Annotated in this window: 14 protein-coding genes and 1 tRNA gene; 1 reads left to right on the top strand and 14 read right to left on the bottom strand. The window is 62.3% G+C overall.

The window, feature by feature from the left end:
- Nucleotides 1-12 precede the first annotated feature (12 nt).
- Nucleotides 13-97 (top strand) — tRNA-Leu (locus Q8Q80_RS10085).
- Between the two features lie 149 nt (nucleotides 98-246).
- Here Q8Q80_RS10085 and Q8Q80_RS10080 read toward each other — a convergent pair.
- The 14 genes from Q8Q80_RS10080 to pilW form a co-directional block, all read right to left on the bottom strand.
- Nucleotides 247-1,539, bottom strand: coding sequence for an adenylosuccinate synthase (locus Q8Q80_RS10080; protein ID WP_305632788.1), 1,293 nt, complete (start codon nucleotides 1,537-1,539; stop codon nucleotides 247-249).
- 3 nt (nucleotides 1,540-1,542) lie between these two features.
- Nucleotides 1,543-2,715, bottom strand: a complete 1,173-nt coding sequence (locus tag Q8Q80_RS10075) for an ATP phosphoribosyltransferase regulatory subunit (RefSeq protein WP_305632787.1) — start codon at nucleotides 2,713-2,715, stop codon at nucleotides 1,543-1,545.
- On the bottom strand, nucleotides 2,715-2,900 hold the full coding sequence (locus Q8Q80_RS10070) for a DUF2065 domain-containing protein (protein WP_069037363.1): 186 nt from the start codon (nucleotides 2,898-2,900) through the stop codon (nucleotides 2,715-2,717). The genes Q8Q80_RS10075 and Q8Q80_RS10070 overlap by 1 nt, the downstream gene beginning before the upstream one ends.
- A gap of 107 nt (nucleotides 2,901-3,007) precedes the next feature.
- On the bottom strand, nucleotides 3,008-3,889 hold the full coding sequence (gene hflC / locus Q8Q80_RS10065) for a protease modulator HflC (protein WP_305632786.1): 882 nt from the start codon (nucleotides 3,887-3,889) through the stop codon (nucleotides 3,008-3,010).
- On the bottom strand, nucleotides 3,889-5,100 hold the full coding sequence (hflK, locus tag Q8Q80_RS10060; RefSeq protein WP_305632785.1) for an FtsH protease activity modulator HflK: 1,212 nt from the start codon (nucleotides 5,098-5,100) through the stop codon (nucleotides 3,889-3,891). Before hflK ends, hflC begins: the two co-directional genes overlap by 1 nt.
- A complete protein-coding gene (gene hflX, locus Q8Q80_RS10055) occupies nucleotides 5,087-6,385 on the bottom strand; it encodes a GTPase HflX (protein WP_305632784.1) in 1,299 nt (432 codons plus the stop codon). The genes hflK and hflX overlap by 14 nt, the downstream gene beginning before the upstream one ends.
- 36 nt (nucleotides 6,386-6,421) lie before the next feature.
- Nucleotides 6,422-6,661 carry an RNA chaperone Hfq gene (gene hfq, locus Q8Q80_RS10050; RefSeq protein ID WP_069037366.1) on the bottom strand — a complete coding sequence of 80 codons (240 nt, stop codon included), beginning with the start codon at nucleotides 6,659-6,661 and terminating at the stop codon, nucleotides 6,422-6,424.
- Nucleotides 6,662-6,761: 100 nt separating this feature from the next.
- The gene (gene der / locus Q8Q80_RS10045; RefSeq protein WP_305632783.1) at nucleotides 6,762-8,090 is read right to left on the bottom strand and encodes a ribosome biogenesis GTPase Der; all 1,329 of its coding nucleotides are present in this window, start codon (nucleotides 8,088-8,090) and stop codon (nucleotides 6,762-6,764) included.
- 9 nt (nucleotides 8,091-8,099) lie between these two features.
- Nucleotides 8,100-9,251, bottom strand: a complete 1,152-nt coding sequence (gene bamB, locus Q8Q80_RS10040; RefSeq protein ID WP_305632782.1) for an outer membrane protein assembly factor BamB — start codon at nucleotides 9,249-9,251, stop codon at nucleotides 8,100-8,102.
- Nucleotides 9,248-9,922, bottom strand: coding sequence for a tetratricopeptide repeat protein (locus tag Q8Q80_RS10035; protein ID WP_305632781.1), 675 nt, complete (start codon nucleotides 9,920-9,922; stop codon nucleotides 9,248-9,250). The genes bamB and Q8Q80_RS10035 overlap by 4 nt, the downstream gene beginning before the upstream one ends.
- 42 nt (nucleotides 9,923-9,964) lie before the next feature.
- Nucleotides 9,965-11,266, bottom strand: coding sequence for a histidine--tRNA ligase (gene hisS / locus Q8Q80_RS10030; RefSeq protein ID WP_305632780.1), 1,302 nt, complete (start codon nucleotides 11,264-11,266; stop codon nucleotides 9,965-9,967).
- A 10-nt stretch (nucleotides 11,267-11,276) separates the two neighbouring features.
- Entirely contained in the window at nucleotides 11,277-12,518 is a 1,242-nt protein-coding gene (gene ispG, locus Q8Q80_RS10025) for a flavodoxin-dependent (E)-4-hydroxy-3-methylbut-2-enyl-diphosphate synthase (RefSeq protein WP_305632779.1), read from the bottom strand.
- Nucleotides 12,519-12,532: 14 nt separating this feature from the next.
- Complete coding sequence (locus Q8Q80_RS10020) at nucleotides 12,533-13,417, bottom strand: RodZ domain-containing protein (RefSeq protein WP_305632778.1); 885 nt, start codon at nucleotides 13,415-13,417, stop codon at nucleotides 12,533-12,535.
- Nucleotides 13,417-14,151: a type IV pilus biogenesis/stability protein PilW gene (pilW, locus tag Q8Q80_RS10015; RefSeq protein WP_305632777.1), complete on the bottom strand. Its 735-nt coding sequence runs from the start codon at nucleotides 14,149-14,151 to the stop codon at nucleotides 13,417-13,419. The genes Q8Q80_RS10020 and pilW overlap by 1 nt, the downstream gene beginning before the upstream one ends.
- Nucleotides 14,152-14,255: the final 104 nt, after the last annotated feature.

Here is a 14,255-nt window from a genome sequence, read left to right as displayed (position 1 = left end):
GCGCAGCCTCTTGCCCAGGTGGCGAAATTGGTAGACGCGCTAGTTTCAGGTACTAGTGCCGCAAGGTGTGGAGGTTCGAGTCCTCTCCTGGGCACCAAGAAGCAAGGACGAAAGCCGACAGCGATGTCGGCTTTTTTCTTTTCCTGTCCGTTTTCTTCCCGCCGACGTTCCTGACTGCATCGGTCACTGTACCCATTATGAACCGCATGGCCTTCACGGACATGCGGCCCCCGGCCCCGCCATCACTCACTCGAACGGATGGCGCAGCAGAATGGTTTCGGTACGGTCAGGCCCGGTGGAAATCATATCGACCGGTACGCCGCAGATCTCCTCGATGCGCTTGAGGTAACTGCGGGCATTCGCCGGCAGTTCATCGAGCGCCTTGATGCCGAAGGTCGTGTCCTTCCAGCCCGGCAAGGTTTCATACACCGGCTCGCAGCGCGACAGCTCTTCGGCGCCGACGGGCAGGATGTCCGACAGTTCTCCGTCGATGCGGTAACCCGTACACACCTTCAGTTCCTCGACGCCATCCAGCACGTCAAGCTTGGTCACGCACAGGCCGGATATGCCGTTGATCTGGATCGAACGCTTCAGCGCGGCGGCATCGAACCAGCCGCAGCGACGCGGGCGACCCGTGGTGGCGCCGAATTCGTTGCCCTTGGTGGCCAGATGGCGTCCGGTGTCATCGAACAGTTCGGTCGGGAACGGCCCGCCGCCGACGCGCGTCGTGTAGGCCTTGGTAATGCCGAGCACGTAATGCAGCATGGTAGGGCCGACGCCGGCACCCGCCGCCGCCGCACCTGCGACGCAATTGCTCGACGTGACAAAGGGATAGGTGCCGTGGTCAATGTCGAGCAATGTGCCTTGAGCCCCCTCGAACAGCAGGTTGCAGCCCGCCTTGTTCGCTTCGTACAACGCACGCGGCACGTCAGCCACCAGCTTTTCGATACGCGGGGCCAGCGCCAGCGCGCCGTCGAGCGTTTCCTGAAAGTCGACCTTGGGCGCGCCGAAGTACTGCGTCAGTACGAAGTTGTGATAGTCGAGTATCTCCGCCAGCTTGGCTGCGAAACGCGTCGGACGCAGCAGGTCCTGCAGGCGCAGCGCACGGCGCGCCACCTTGTCCTCGTAAGCCGGACCGATACCGCGACCGGTGGTACCGATCTTGTTCTCGCCCTTGGCCGTTTCGCGGGCGCGATCGAGCGCCTGGTGATAGGGCAGGATCAGCGGACAGGCCTCCGAAATGCGCAGGCGCGCCGCAACATCGACTCCGGCAGCCTCAAGTTCGTCCATCTCGGACAACAGTGCCTCCGGTGACAGCACGACACCATTGCCGATGTAGCAGGCCACGCCTTCGCGCAGCACGCCGCTCGGAATCAGGTGCAACACGGTCTTCTTGCCGCCGATCACCAGTGTGTGGCCGGCGTTGTGACCGCCCTGGAAGCGCACCACACCCTGTACCGAATCGGTCAGCCAGTCGACGACCTTGCCCTTGCCCTCGTCACCCCACTGACTGCCGACGACCACTACATTCTTTGCCATGCTTTAAACCTTTCTATCGAGCGACACGATTTGCCACTCACCTTCAACGAATTCAAGTTGGCGGTCACACGCGAGTTCGGTGACATCGGCCGAATGACCCGGCAGGTCGACCACCACGATTTCGCCGGCGTCACGCAGTGCGCGAACTCGCTGTATGAGCGCGGCATCATGGCCATGCGGCGCACGGATGCCGGGCTGCCGTTCAAGTTGCGGCGCCTGCCGCGCCAGCTGGCGCAAATCCAGGCTGAATCCGGTTGCAGGACGCGCACGGCCGAAACTCCTGCCAACTTCATCGTAGCGCCCGCCGAGCGCGATCGCCTGCGCCTGCCCGGCACAGTATGCGGCGAACGTGATTCCACTGTGGTAGTGATAGCCGCGCAGGTCCGCCAGGTCGAAACCCAGCACATCAGTGTCGACCGATGCACCGACGCGCTCAAGTTCGGCCAGCGCAGTCGCGATTTCCGGACAATCTGGCAGCGCAGCGCGTGCCCGCGCGAGCGTGTCGGCCTTTCCGTATAGATCGGGCAGCGCAAGGAAAGCAGCCTTGAGCGTGGCGGGTTCATCCACCAGCAGCTGTCGAAGCGAGGGCATGTCCTTGGCCTGAAGCGCAGCGAACAAGTCCTGCAATCCGTCATCGCTGCGCAGCCGAGGCGACTCCAGGCGGTCGGCCAGCGCCCGAAAGATGCCGACATGGCCGAAATCAATGCGTGCCAGCGCAACCTGCGCAACATCGAGCGCCCTCAGCAGCAAGTTCACCACCTCGACATCGGCTTCGATTCCCGCGTGGCCGTAGAGCTCAGCACCGAGCTGTATGGGCTCCCGCGTCGCATTGAATCCGGACGGCAGTGCATGCACGACCGGGCCGCAATAACACAGGCGGACAACGCCGTTGCGATTGAGGAGGTGGGAATCGATGCGCGCAACCTGGGGCGTGATGTCGGCACGCAGCCCCATCGTCCGGCCCGACAGCTGATCCACCAGTTTGAAGGTGCGCAGGTCCATGTCGCGACCGCTGCCGGTCAACAACGATTCGATGTATTCGACCAGGGGCGGGACGACCAGCTCGTAGCCCTGGGCCAGGCACTCATCGAGCAGGCGCCGACGCAGATTCTCCACCTGGCGTGCCTCGTCGGGCAGCAGGTCTTCGATCGATTCGGGCAATAACCAGCGACGCATCACTTGAATAGCGCAATCAGCGCAATACCGATAATCATTGAGGTCAGACCGACGAAACGAAGCTGGCCGTCGGCCAGTTCGGTCGCTCTGCGAAAGGTTTCACGCCAAAGGCGCGGCGCCACGAAAGGCAGAACGCCTTCAATGACGAGCATCAAACCCAAGGCGATGAGAAGAATTGAATCCATCACGAAAAAAGCACAGCCCGCATTGCGGGCTGGTGACTTTTCATTCCGTACGGCGAATAAATAACCGGTGGACTATACAGCAGCTCGGACGCCTGGGGTTCCGGCGCCTATTTCACGGACTGCCTGCCGCTATTGTTGAGATAGCGGAAGAAGTCGGACGTCGGCTCGATGACCATCAGGTCGCTCTTGTTCCGGAAGCTCTTCTGATAGGCATCCATGCTGCGGTAGAACGCATAGAACTCCGGATTGGAGCCAAACGCGTCAGCGTAGATGGCCGCCGCCTGGGCGTCACCGTCACCCTTGATCTTCTGCGACTCGCGGTACGCTTCGGCAACGATGATTTCACGCTGACGGTCGGCGTCGGCACGAATTTTCTCGGCTTCGGCAGAACCCAGTGAGCGCAGCTCGTTGGCAACCCGCTTGCGCTCCGCTTCCATCCGTCGATACACCGATTCCGACACCTCGGTCGGCAGATCGACGCGCTTGAGCCGCACATCGACGATTTCCACGCCGATCTTGACCGCGTCGACGTTGGCCTTGCTGCGCATGTCTTCCATGATTCTGTCGCGCTCGCCCGACACGACCTCATTGACCGTTCGACGCCCGAATTCCTCGCGCAGGCCGGCGTTCACCGTCTGCAGCAGACGTGTTTCAGCCAGTCGCTCGTTGCCGCCGACCGAGATGTAGTACTGCTTGACGTCGGTGATGCGCCACTTGATGAACAGATCAACCAGCACATTCTTCTTTTCCGACGTGATGTAGCGCTCGGGATCGGCGCTGTCGAGCGTCAGGATGCGGCGATCAAAAAGGCGCACGTTCTGCACCAGCGGCCATTTGAAATGCAGGCCGGGCTGCTCGATCACGGTGCGCACTTCACCGAGCTGGAACACGATGGCGTACTGGCGCTGATCGACCGTGAACAGTGAGCTGGACAGCACGATCAGGGCGACGATGATTCCGCCGAAGAAAAGGGGGAGCTTTTCGCGCATCAACGCTCTCCTCGCTCACGGGCACGCAGGGCATCGCGCGATCGCATGTCAGCCGCCGCGGCGTCACCGGACATTGATGGAAGCGAATCGTTGCTGCGACTACCCGCAGCGACATCAACGGCCGCTGCGCCCGCCTGCTGCATCAGCTTGTCGAGCGGGAGATACAGCAGGTTATTGCCGCCCTTCGCGTCGAGCAGTACCTTGCTCGTATTCATCATGACCTGTTGCACCGTATCGATATACATACGCTGGCGCGTCACTTCAGGCGCTTTCACGTATTCGGCAAGAATCTGCTTGAAGCGGCTTGCGTCACCCTGCGAAGTCGCGATGATCCGTTCCTTGTAGCCGTTGGCCTCTTCGAGCAGTCGCGATGCGGTACCGCGTGCCTTCGGAATGACGTCATTGGCGTAGGCCTGACCTTCGTTCTTCTGCCGCTCCAGATCCTGCCCGGCCTTGACGGCGTCGTCAAAGGCGGCCTGCACCTGCTCGGGCGGCTGGGCGTTCTGCAGCGTCAGGCGACTGATCTGGATGCCGGTCTGATAACGGTCGAGTATCTGCTGCATGATGCGCTGCGCGTCTACGGCGATCTGTTCACGTCCTTCGTAAAGTACGAAGTCCATCTTGCTTTTGCCGACCACCTCACGCATCGCGGTTTCCGCTGCATGTACAACCGATTCCTCGGGCAGGCGGTTCTGGAACAGATAGGCCACCGGATCCTTCAGGATGTACTGCACCGCGAACTGGATGTTGATGATGTTCTCGTCGTCGGTGAGCATCAGTGCTTCCTTGAGCACCTTGTTGCGTTCGGCGCCGCGGTAACCAACCTCGACCGTGCGCACGCCTGTCAGATTGACCAGTTCGTGCGAATCGATCGGATACGGCAAGCGCCACTGCAGCCCCGGATCGGTCGTTTCGACAAGTTTGCCGAAACGCAGCACGACGCCGCGCTGGCTTGCGTCGACGATGTAAAGCCCGCTCGCCAGCCAGACGATGACGATCAGGCCGAGCACCACGCCGATGCCACTGCCAAACTGACGCGGCGTCACCGGCGGACGGCTTTCGCCACCGCCGTTGTTCGACTTGCCGCCGAAAAGCCCGGCCAGGCGCTTGTTGAAATCGCGCCACAGGTCCTCCAGATCGGGGGGACCCTGGTTGCCGCCTTTGTTGCCATTGCCGCCCTGATTGCCCCAGCGGGGGTCATTCAGCGACATCAAGATCGCATTCAGCACGTTCGGATTGGACAGGTAAGGATGAAAGTTGAGGGGAGCGTTTGTCGTCTTCCGTGGAAGACGTATCACCGCTCTCTGCTGAGCTGATCACTCGGAGTGCGGAATTCGTCCGCGGTTCCAGGTTCAGGCCCCGGGGATCGTCATTTGGTTGCACACGCTGCGCGGCGGCAATCTTTTCAGCCTGCAATCGCGCCGCGATGACTGACCGCAAATCAGCCAGACCCGCACCGGTGCGGGCACTCACGCGCACTTTGCAAATGTTATCACAGCCAGCCGGGTCGGCTCCCGGCTGCAGCGCGGGCATCAGGTCCACCTTGTTGAGCACCCGTATCTGCGGCACCGCATCGGCGCCAATTTCGGCCAGCACACGATCGACCGCCTCGATCTGCGCATCGCGATCCGGCGCCGACGAGTCGATGACATGCAGCAACAGGTCGGCGCCGGCCGTTTCTTCAAGCGTCGCGTGAAAAGCGGCAACCAGCGTATGCGGCAGGTCGCGTATGAAGCCGACCGTGTCTGACAACACCACCTGTCCGAACTCACCGAGATAGAGCTGACGCGAAGTCGTGTCCAGTGTGGCAAACAACTGATCGGCGGCGTAACTGCCCGCTTTCGTCAGCGCATTGAACAGCGTGGACTTGCCGGCGTTCGTATAGCCGACCAGCGCAACCACGGGCGTGGAATGCCGCTCGCGCGACTTTCGGCGCACGCCGCGTTGGCGCTCGACCTTTTCAAGCCGCTCTTTCAGCGCCTTCACCCGGTGGCCGAGCAGACGGCGATCGGTTTCAAGCTGCGTTTCACCCGGACCACGCAAGCCGATGCCGCCCTTCTGCCGCTCCAGATGGGTCCAGCCGCGAACCAGGCGGGTCGACAAGTGTTCGAGCTGGGCAAGTTCGACCTGCAGCTTGCCCTCATGACTGCGTGCGCGCAGCGCAAAGATGTCGAGGATGAGCGCATTGCGATCAATGACGCGTCGCGAAAGCGCGCGCTCGAGATTGCGCTGCTGGCTGGCCGACAACTCGTGGTTGAACAGGACGATATCTGCTTCGTTGGCATTGGCGAGGTCGAGAATCTCGGCCACCTTGCCCTTGCCGGCAAAGGTCGCCGGATCGGGAGCCTGCCGCTTGCCACCGGCGCGAGCCACCGGCACCGCACCAGCACTCAGTGCGAGCAGCGTGAATTCGTCCAGCCGGTCTTCGTAGTCGCCTTTGCCGAGATCGAGCTGGACAATGACCGCGCGCTCGCCGGTCTCCGGCCGCTCAATCATGCGAACGAAGTGCCTGCAGGTGACCGTTTTCGCCGGTCAAGCGCTGTCGCCCTGATCGTGCTGGATATTGACCGGGCGCGCGGGCACGACAGTCGAAATTGCGTGCTTGTAGACCATCTGCGTCACCGTGTTCTTGAGCAGTACAACGTACTGGTCGAACGACTCGATCTGACCCTGGAGCTTGATGCCATTCACAAGGTAGATCGCGACCGGCACGTGCTCGCGGCGCAGGGTGTTGAGGAAGGGGTCTTGTAGCATTTGCCCTTTGTTGCTCATGTGGACACCTCTTGTTTATTTGAAATAGGACTCTACTGGATTTTTTGATGCACCGCAGCTTCAGACCCCGCGCTGCGCATTTTGATTCCCGATCTCGTCATCATTTCTTCGATGCGACGAACGGATTGTGCGCGGTGCGGAATTCGACCCTCAGCGGCGTGCCCTGAAGCCGGAATATTTCCAGAAAATAGTGTTCGAGATAGCGCCGGTAACTTTCAGCAATATGTTCGAGTGCGGCGCCGTGGATGACGATGACCGGCGGATTCATTCCGCCCTGGTGGGCATAGCGCATCTTGGGCCGGAACAGGCCGTGCTTCGGGGGCGACTGTTTCTCGACCGCCGCCTGCAGCGCGCGCGTCAGCCTCGGCGTGGGAAGTTTGGTCATCGCAGCTGCGTAAGCGGCGTCCACAGCGCCGAACAGGCCACTGACCCCGAGGCCTTCGAGCGCAGAAATGTACAGATGGCGCGCAAAGCCCAGAAAGCCCAGCTTGCGTGCAATTTCACGCTTGAAGATTTCGCGCCGGTAGCTGTCTACGGCGTCCCACTTGTTGACGGCAAGCACCAGCGCACGGCCACTTTCGACGATGAAACCGCCGATATGGGCGTCCTGATCGGACACTTCCTGCGTTGCATCGAGCACCAGCACACAAACATTGGCCTGTTCGATCGCCTGCACCGTCTTGATGACCGAAAACTTCTCGATCGTTTCGAATACCCGTCCCTTGCGGCGCAGACCGGCCGTATCGATCAGCGTGTAGCGCTTGCCGTTGCGTTCGAACGGGATGCTGATCGCGTCGCGCGTCGTACCGGCCTGGTCGAACGCGATGACACGCTCTTCCCCCAGCAACGCATTGATCAACGTCGATTTTCCGACGTTCGGGCGACCGGCCACGGCAATCTTCGGTACCCGGTCATCCGGTTCCACCTCGTCGTCGTCGGCAAACCCGCTCAGGCAGTGGTCCAGCAGGCTGCGCACACCTTCGCCGTGGGCCGAGGAAATCACGTGCAGCTCACCCAGGCCGAGCTCGTGAAACTCGGCGGCGACGATTTCCTGCCGCATGCCTTCCGCCTTGTTCACCGCAACCACAAGCGGCTTGCCGACACGGCGCAGCCGGGCCGCAATCTCCCGGTCGTGCGCAGTCAGGCCGGCCCGGCCATCGACGAGGAATATGAGTACATCCGCTTCGGCAATGGCCTGTTCAGCCTGTGCCGCCATTTCGACCATGATGCCGTCGCGGGCGGTCGGCTCGAAACCACCGGTGTCCACCACGAGAAACGGCCGGTCGCCGAGGCGGCCGGTGCCGTAATGACGGTCGCGCGTCAGACCGGGGAAATCGGCGACGAGGGCGTCTCGGGTTTTGGTCAGCCGGTTGAACAGCGTCGATTTACCGACGTTGGGGCGACCTACGAGTACCAGTACGGGTTTCAAGCTAGATCCTCAGCGGGCCGACAGGGCCCGCACGATGCCGGCGCGGCTCTGCGCCACGAAAGCGGTGCCGTAGGGGCGCAGCGACGCATTGACCGTGCTGCCGTCACCCTTGGCCCGGGCGATGAAGGCGCCATTCTCGGTGCTCAGCAGATGCAGCAGCCCCTCGCCATCGGCGACGGCTACAGCGCCTTCGAGCGCCAACGGTCGTCCTGGATAGCGGCGCTTGAGCTTGTCCTGCTTCCACACGCTGGCGCCGGTCGAGCGATCCAGCGCGTGAATGGCGCCATTGTCGTCACTGACGTACAGGTTCTGGGCGTCGATATCGATGCCGGCGGCACTCGATATGTCGCGTGTCCAGATCGATTTGCCGGTGCTCAGTTCGAAGCATGCCACACGCCCCTGAAAGGCCGAGGCGCACACATCGCGGCCGACGATGACCGGCAGGCTGGATACGTCCGCGATGCGTTCCAGTTCCGTCGCGCCGCGCGACAGTGCCACATTGGATTCCCACACCGCTACACCTGTGCTTCGGTTGATGGCAACGAGCTTGCCGCCCGGGAACCCTGCAATCAACAGCGACGGCGTGCTGATCACACCGGCGTGGGTGCGCAGCGTAAGCGACGGATTCGGTCGCTGGTAATTCCACTGGCGCGTGCCATCGATCGCCGTGAACGCCTGAACGCGGCTGTCGGCGCTGCGCACGAACACCATGTCATCGGTCACCAGCGGCGCACTGAGTACTTCGGAGCTCACGAGGCCTTCCCAAAGCGGCTTGCCATCAAGGTCGAACACCAGCACATCGCCCTTTTCAGTGCCCACGACCAGTTGCCGCTCATTGGCGCCGATGCCACCCGACAAGGGCTTGCCGGCGTTGATCTTCCAGACCTGCCTGCCGTCGTCCAGTCGGGCGATCGTGCCATCACGCGCAGCGACAAAAATACTTTTGCCGATCACCGCAGGTTCGAAAACCGAATTGCCGGACTGACCGACGTCATAGCGCCACAGTTCGGTCACCGGAACACTGGCTTCAAGCGGCTCGAGTACCGGCATCTTGGGCTTGGGCGGGCCGCTGAACGGATTGAGGCTGTCGAGGCTGTCGAGCGTTGAGCCGCACCCCGCAAGCAGGGCGCTGGCCACCAGTAAAACGGTCAGTCGCGTCACCGGGCGCCACCGACCGCATCGAGCTTGATCTCGACCACATTGCGATAGCCTTGCGGTGCAGCGCCGGACAGCGCGCCGCCTGCCTTGGCGTTTTCGTCGATCTTCGTCAGTGCGGACTGATAGGCGGTGCGGGCTTCGTCCCGTTTGTCCTGCATCAGCAGCACATCGCCGCGCGCTTCGAGAAAGCGCGCTTCAAGCGTGGGATCGACCTTGCCGTCGAGCTGTTTGTTTGCGTCGTCAAACGCCTGTTCCTCGATCAGCACATACGCCAGACGCAGGCGGCCGAGGTCGCGCAGCATGTTTTCCGGCGCATTCGCCTTCACCCATTCCAGCTGTGCGCGGGCGGTCTTGGTGTCACCGTTGTCGACATGCAGCTTGGCCGACAGCAGCGCGCCCAGACTCGCGTATGCGCTGCCGCCGAAATTTTCGGTCAGCTGCCCGGAGGCTTCGCGGGTTTTCTTCAGGTCACCGGCAAGTGCGGCATCCTGCAGCGCGTCGAACACGACACTGGCCTTCACCGACTGGTCACGGCTGTACCAGTTCCACGCCTGATAGCCGATCAGCGACGCTGAAACCGCGATCACCGTCCAGGTGATCAGGTTGCCCCACGCCGCCCACCAGGCCTTGATGGTCGAAAGCTGTTCCTGTTCTTCAAGATCGAGTGCTGCCATGTCCTGGACTCCTGTCCGGTTATTCCGGTTGTAGATTGATTTTCAGTGCAACAACGGTTCTTCGTCGTCGGTGTCGTCGCCACCGAGCAGCAGCATGGCCAGATGTTCGGCCACGTCGTCACGGCTGATGCGCATCTGGTCACCCCCGCGCAGGGGCTTGAAGGTGACATCGCCCGATGCCACTTCGTCTTCGCCGAGTATCAGCGCGACCGCAGCGCCGGATGCATCCGCGCGCTTCATCTGCGACTTGAAGCTGCCACCGCCGCAATGCATCAGCGTGGCGAAGCCCGCGTCGCGCAGCTGCTCCGACAGCGCGAATGCCTCCGCCTGGACGCCTTCTCCCGAGTGGACGACATACGCTTCCGGACGTTCGATCAGCGCGTCGGCCTGTACCGGATTCCACAGCGACAGCAGACGTTCGATGCCCATTGCAAAGCCGGCTGCCGGGGCAGGCTTGCCGCCGAGCTGCGAAACCAGTCCGTCGTAGCGGCCGCCGGCACACACCGTTCCCTGGGCGCCAAGCTGGTCGGTCACCCACTCGAATACCGTGAGGTTGTAGTAATCCAGGCCGCGCACCAGCCTCGGATTGATGCGGAACGGGATATTGGCGGCGCGCAGCGTGTCCTGGATGGCGGTGAAATGCGCCAGCGATTCCTTGCCCAGATAGTCGGAAAGCTTCGGCGCCGCCTCGACCAGCGCCTGCATGGCCGGGTTCTTGGTGTCGAGGATGCGCAGCGGATTGCTGTGCAGGCGGCGCTTCGCGTCCTCGTCCAGTTGTTCCTGGTGCGCCTCGAAGTAGGCGATGAGTTCGGCGCGATGCAGCAGGCGCTCCTCGGGTGAGCCGAGCGAATTGATTTCCAGCCGGATACCCATCAGGTCAAGGTCGTCCCACAGGCGCTGGCACATCATGATCAGTTCGGCGTCGACATCGGGTCCGGCATAGCCGAGCGCTTCCACGCCGACTTGATGGAACTGGCGGTAGCGCCCCTTCTGTGGCCGTTCGTGGCGGAACATCGGGCCCATGTACCAGAGCTTGCGCGGGCTGTCGTACAGCAGGTTGTGTTCGGTCACGGCGCGCACGCAGGACGCCGTACCTTCCGGGCGCAGCGTCAGGTTTTCGCCATTGAGCGCGTCTTCGAATGAATACATTTCCTTCTCGACGATGTCGGTCACTTCGCCGATCGCGCGCTTGAACAACGGCGTGTGCTCGAGCAGCGGCATGCGGATCGGCCGGTATCCGTAGGCGCGCAGCCAGTCGCGCACGATGGTTTCGAAGGCTTCCCAGCGTTCTGCCTCGTCCGGCAGGATGTCGTTCATGCCGCGAACGGCTTGCAGTTTGCTCATTGTTCTTTGTTCAGGCGCCGGTCGTGCCGGCGATCTTCCTGGTGTAGGTACGGGCGACGTAGGCGTCGACGATGCCGCGGAACTCGGCGGCGATGTTGTCGCCCTTCAGCGTGACGGTCTTTTCGCCATCCTCGAATACCGGTGCAACGGGCGTTTCGCCTGTGCCAGGCAGCGAAATGCCGATGTTGGCGTGCTTGCTTTCGCCCGGGCCGTTGACGACGCAGCCCATCACGGCCAGCGTCATCCGTTCGACGCCGTCGTACTGCGTTTTCCAGTCGGGCATCCGGTCGCGCACGTAGTGCTGGATGTCGGACGCCAGTTCCTGGAAGAAGGTTGACGTGGTGCGTCCGCAACCCGGGCAGGCTGCGACCATTGGCGTGAAGGCGCGCAGACCCATGGTCTGCAGCATTTCCTGCGCCACGATCACTTCCTTCGTGCGGTCGCCGTTCGGTTCGGGCGTCAGCGATACGCGGATCGTGTCGCCGATGCCCTGTTGCAAAAGTACGGCCATCGCCGCGGTCGACGCGACGATGCCCTTGGACCCCATGCCGGCTTCGGTCAGACCAAGATGCAGCGGGTAGTCGCAGCGCTTTGCCAGCTCGCTGTAAATGGCGATCAGGTCCTGCACGCCGCTCACCTTGCACGACAGGATGATGCGATCCGGCGACAGGCCCCATTCGACTGCCTGGGCCGCACTTTCAAGCGCCGACGTGACCATGGCTTCGCGCATCACTTCGATGGCGTCCTTGGGCTGCGGCCGGCGGGCGTTTTCGTCCATCACGCGCGCCAGCAAGGTCTGGTCGAGGCTGCCCCAGTTCACGCCGATACGCACCGGCTTGTCGTAACGGCAGGCGATGTCGATCAGCGCTGCGTATTGTTCGTCGCGCTTGCTGCCCTTGCCCACATTGCCCGGATTGATGCGCAGCTTGTCAAGCGCCTCGGCGCAGGCCGGATGCTCGCGCAGCAACTTGTGGCCGTTGAAGTGGAAATCACCGACCAGCGGCACATCCACATTCATTTTCAACAGCTGCTCGCGCACCCGCGGTACGGCGGCCGCGGCCTCCATCGTATTCACCGTAATGCGCACGATCTCCGAACCGGCGCGTGCCAGCTGGGCCACCTGGATGGCGGTGGAAATGTGGTCTTCGGTGTCGGTATTGGTCATCGACTGTACGACGACCGGCGCTACCGAACCGATCGTGACGCCCGCTACCCGGACTGAACGCGTCGCGCGGCGGACCAGCGAGCTCATTGCTTGATCACCCATTACTCGAGCCTCAGTCGCGCGACATCAACCTTGATCGACGGCGCCAGGTCATGCGGCTGTCCATCGACCTTCAAGGTCACGGAACGCGCGTTTCCGATGACCAGAGAGACCGGGAAGGTGGCATTGACCGTCCGCGTGCTGCCGCTCCGGTTCAGGTCCGAAAGCAGGATGGCGTCGTTGGCGTCGCGGATTTCCACCCACGAGTCCGTACTGAAAGTGAATTCGAGTCGGTGCTGTCCAGGGGCCACCGCGGCAACTGCCTCCGATGACATGGCCTGGACGACAGTGGCGGGGGCCGCTTCACTCGATAATTCAGCAGGCAACGGCAATACGTCGCTGGCAGATGCATCGGCCGGATCGAACTGGACTCCGCCCGGTACTTCCGGGGATGCCGAGCCGTCAAGCGGCGACGGATCAAGCAGCGAAATGTCTGGCTGACCGGCGACCGGCACATCGGCCGGCCAGAACTCGAACCATACATACAAGGCAAGGCCTGCCAGCACCGGAACGCTCATCGCCAGCAGCGGCAACAGCCACTTGCGCCGGGCCGACTGCACCGGCATGGCGACGCCGACATTGGCCTGTTCAATCAGCTGCGGCGTGGCTCGTACATGCTGCTGGTCGAGACTGCCCAGCAGAGTCTGCGCGTCCAGACCGATCAGCGCTGCGTAGTTCCGGATGAAACCCCGAACGTAAGTGGGGCTCATCAGGCTGTCGAAATCATCCGCTTCAATGGCTTCCACCTGACGCGGTGCCAGCTTGATCGCACGTCCGACACTGTCGATCGACATGCCACGCGCTTCGCGCGCCTGCTTCAGTCGGGTGCCGACCGAACCTGTTGGCGCATCGCGCGGCAGATCGACCACTTCGTCCTGCTCAGACATCAGTCGTAGTTCCCCTGCATCAGTTGCTGGTGTTCAGGCGTACCGGCAAACCGGCGGCGCAACTGGCTGGCAAAACCGGCCTCTGACACCTTGTCGCCCAGTTTGCGTTCGATACGCACCGCAAGCCAGAGACTTTCCGCCACCGAATCGCGCTGCGCGTGGAAATTGCTCAACTGCTTGCGCGCCTCGAGATAGCTGCCCTTGCGATACAGCAGCGCCGACAGGTTATAGATCGCCTGCGTATTGCCCGGATCAGCATTGATCGCCAGCAGGAAATTCACCTCCGCCGTCTGCAGGTCATTCGCCTGCAGCGCGCACAACCCCGCATTCGTGTACGGACGGGTCGGTGTGGCGTACAGCGGATTCCTGACCGCCTCGTTGAACAGTTGCATCGCACGTGCGGTGTCGCCGTCCTGGCACAGGAACCAGCCGTAGTTGTTGTTGATGTCCGGATCGCTCGATGCCAGACGCAAGGCTCGTTCGAAGTTGTCGCGCGCCTGCTGCTTCTCGCCAAGATACATATGCGCCAGACCCATCAGGTTGTAGGCCGGGCCGTAGGACGAGTCATCGCGCAGCGCCGTGCGCCCTTCTTCAAGCGCCACCGCCACATTGCCCGCTTCGAGATAGGCCATGCCGAGTTCGGTATGCGACTTTGCACGGGTGCGCGCGGCGCCGGTCACGATGGGTTCGATCGGCTTGTACTCCGACGACTGCGCACCGGTGCGACTCTGCACCGTGGTCGTCGTATTCGGATTGCCGCCCGTGGGACCGGCTGTATTCCCGCCCTGACCGCCCGCACATCCGGCGAGCAAAACGGCGAGCGACAGGACAGTTGCAA

This window comes from Methyloversatilis sp., from assembly GCF_030698125.1.
Lineage (GTDB): Bacteria > Pseudomonadota > Gammaproteobacteria > Burkholderiales > Rhodocyclaceae > Methyloversatilis.
This window is presented reverse-complemented; position numbering and strand designations above follow the sequence as displayed.

What these genes read in the sequence shown, in the direction of transcription:
- Q8Q80_RS10080 (WP_305632788.1), bottom strand. Translation starts at nt 1,539, where the DNA reads ATGGCAAAGAATGTAGTGGTCGTCGGCAGTCAGTGGGGTGACGAGGGC.
- Q8Q80_RS10075 (WP_305632787.1), bottom strand. Translation starts at nt 2,715, where the DNA reads ATGCGTCGCTGGTTATTGCCCGAATCGATCGAAGACCTGCTGCCCGAC.
- Q8Q80_RS10070 (WP_069037363.1), bottom strand. Translation starts at nt 2,900, where the DNA reads ATGGATTCAATTCTTCTCATCGCCTTGGGTTTGATGCTCGTCATTGAA.
- hflC (WP_305632786.1), bottom strand. Translation starts at nt 3,889, where the DNA reads ATGCGCGAAAAGCTCCCCCTTTTCTTCGGCGGAATCATCGTCGCCCTG.
- hflK (WP_305632785.1), bottom strand. Translation starts at nt 5,100, where the DNA reads ATGTCGCTGAATGACCCCCGCTGGGGCAATCAGGGCGGCAATGGCAAC.
- hflX (WP_305632784.1), bottom strand. Translation starts at nt 6,385, where the DNA reads ATGATTGAGCGGCCGGAGACCGGCGAGCGCGCGGTCATTGTCCAGCTC.
- hfq (WP_069037366.1), bottom strand. Translation starts at nt 6,661, where the DNA reads ATGAGCAACAAAGGGCAAATGCTACAAGACCCCTTCCTCAACACCCTG.
- Q8Q80_RS10035 (WP_305632781.1), bottom strand. Translation starts at nt 9,922, where the DNA reads ATGGCAGCACTCGATCTTGAAGAACAGGAACAGCTTTCGACCATCAAG.
- hisS (WP_305632780.1), bottom strand. Translation starts at nt 11,266, where the DNA reads ATGAGCAAACTGCAAGCCGTTCGCGGCATGAACGACATCCTGCCGGAC.
- ispG (WP_305632779.1), bottom strand. Translation starts at nt 12,518, where the DNA reads ATGAGCTCGCTGGTCCGCCGCGCGACGCGTTCAGTCCGGGTAGCGGGC.
- Q8Q80_RS10020 (WP_305632778.1), bottom strand. Translation starts at nt 13,417, where the DNA reads ATGTCTGAGCAGGACGAAGTGGTCGATCTGCCGCGCGATGCGCCAACA.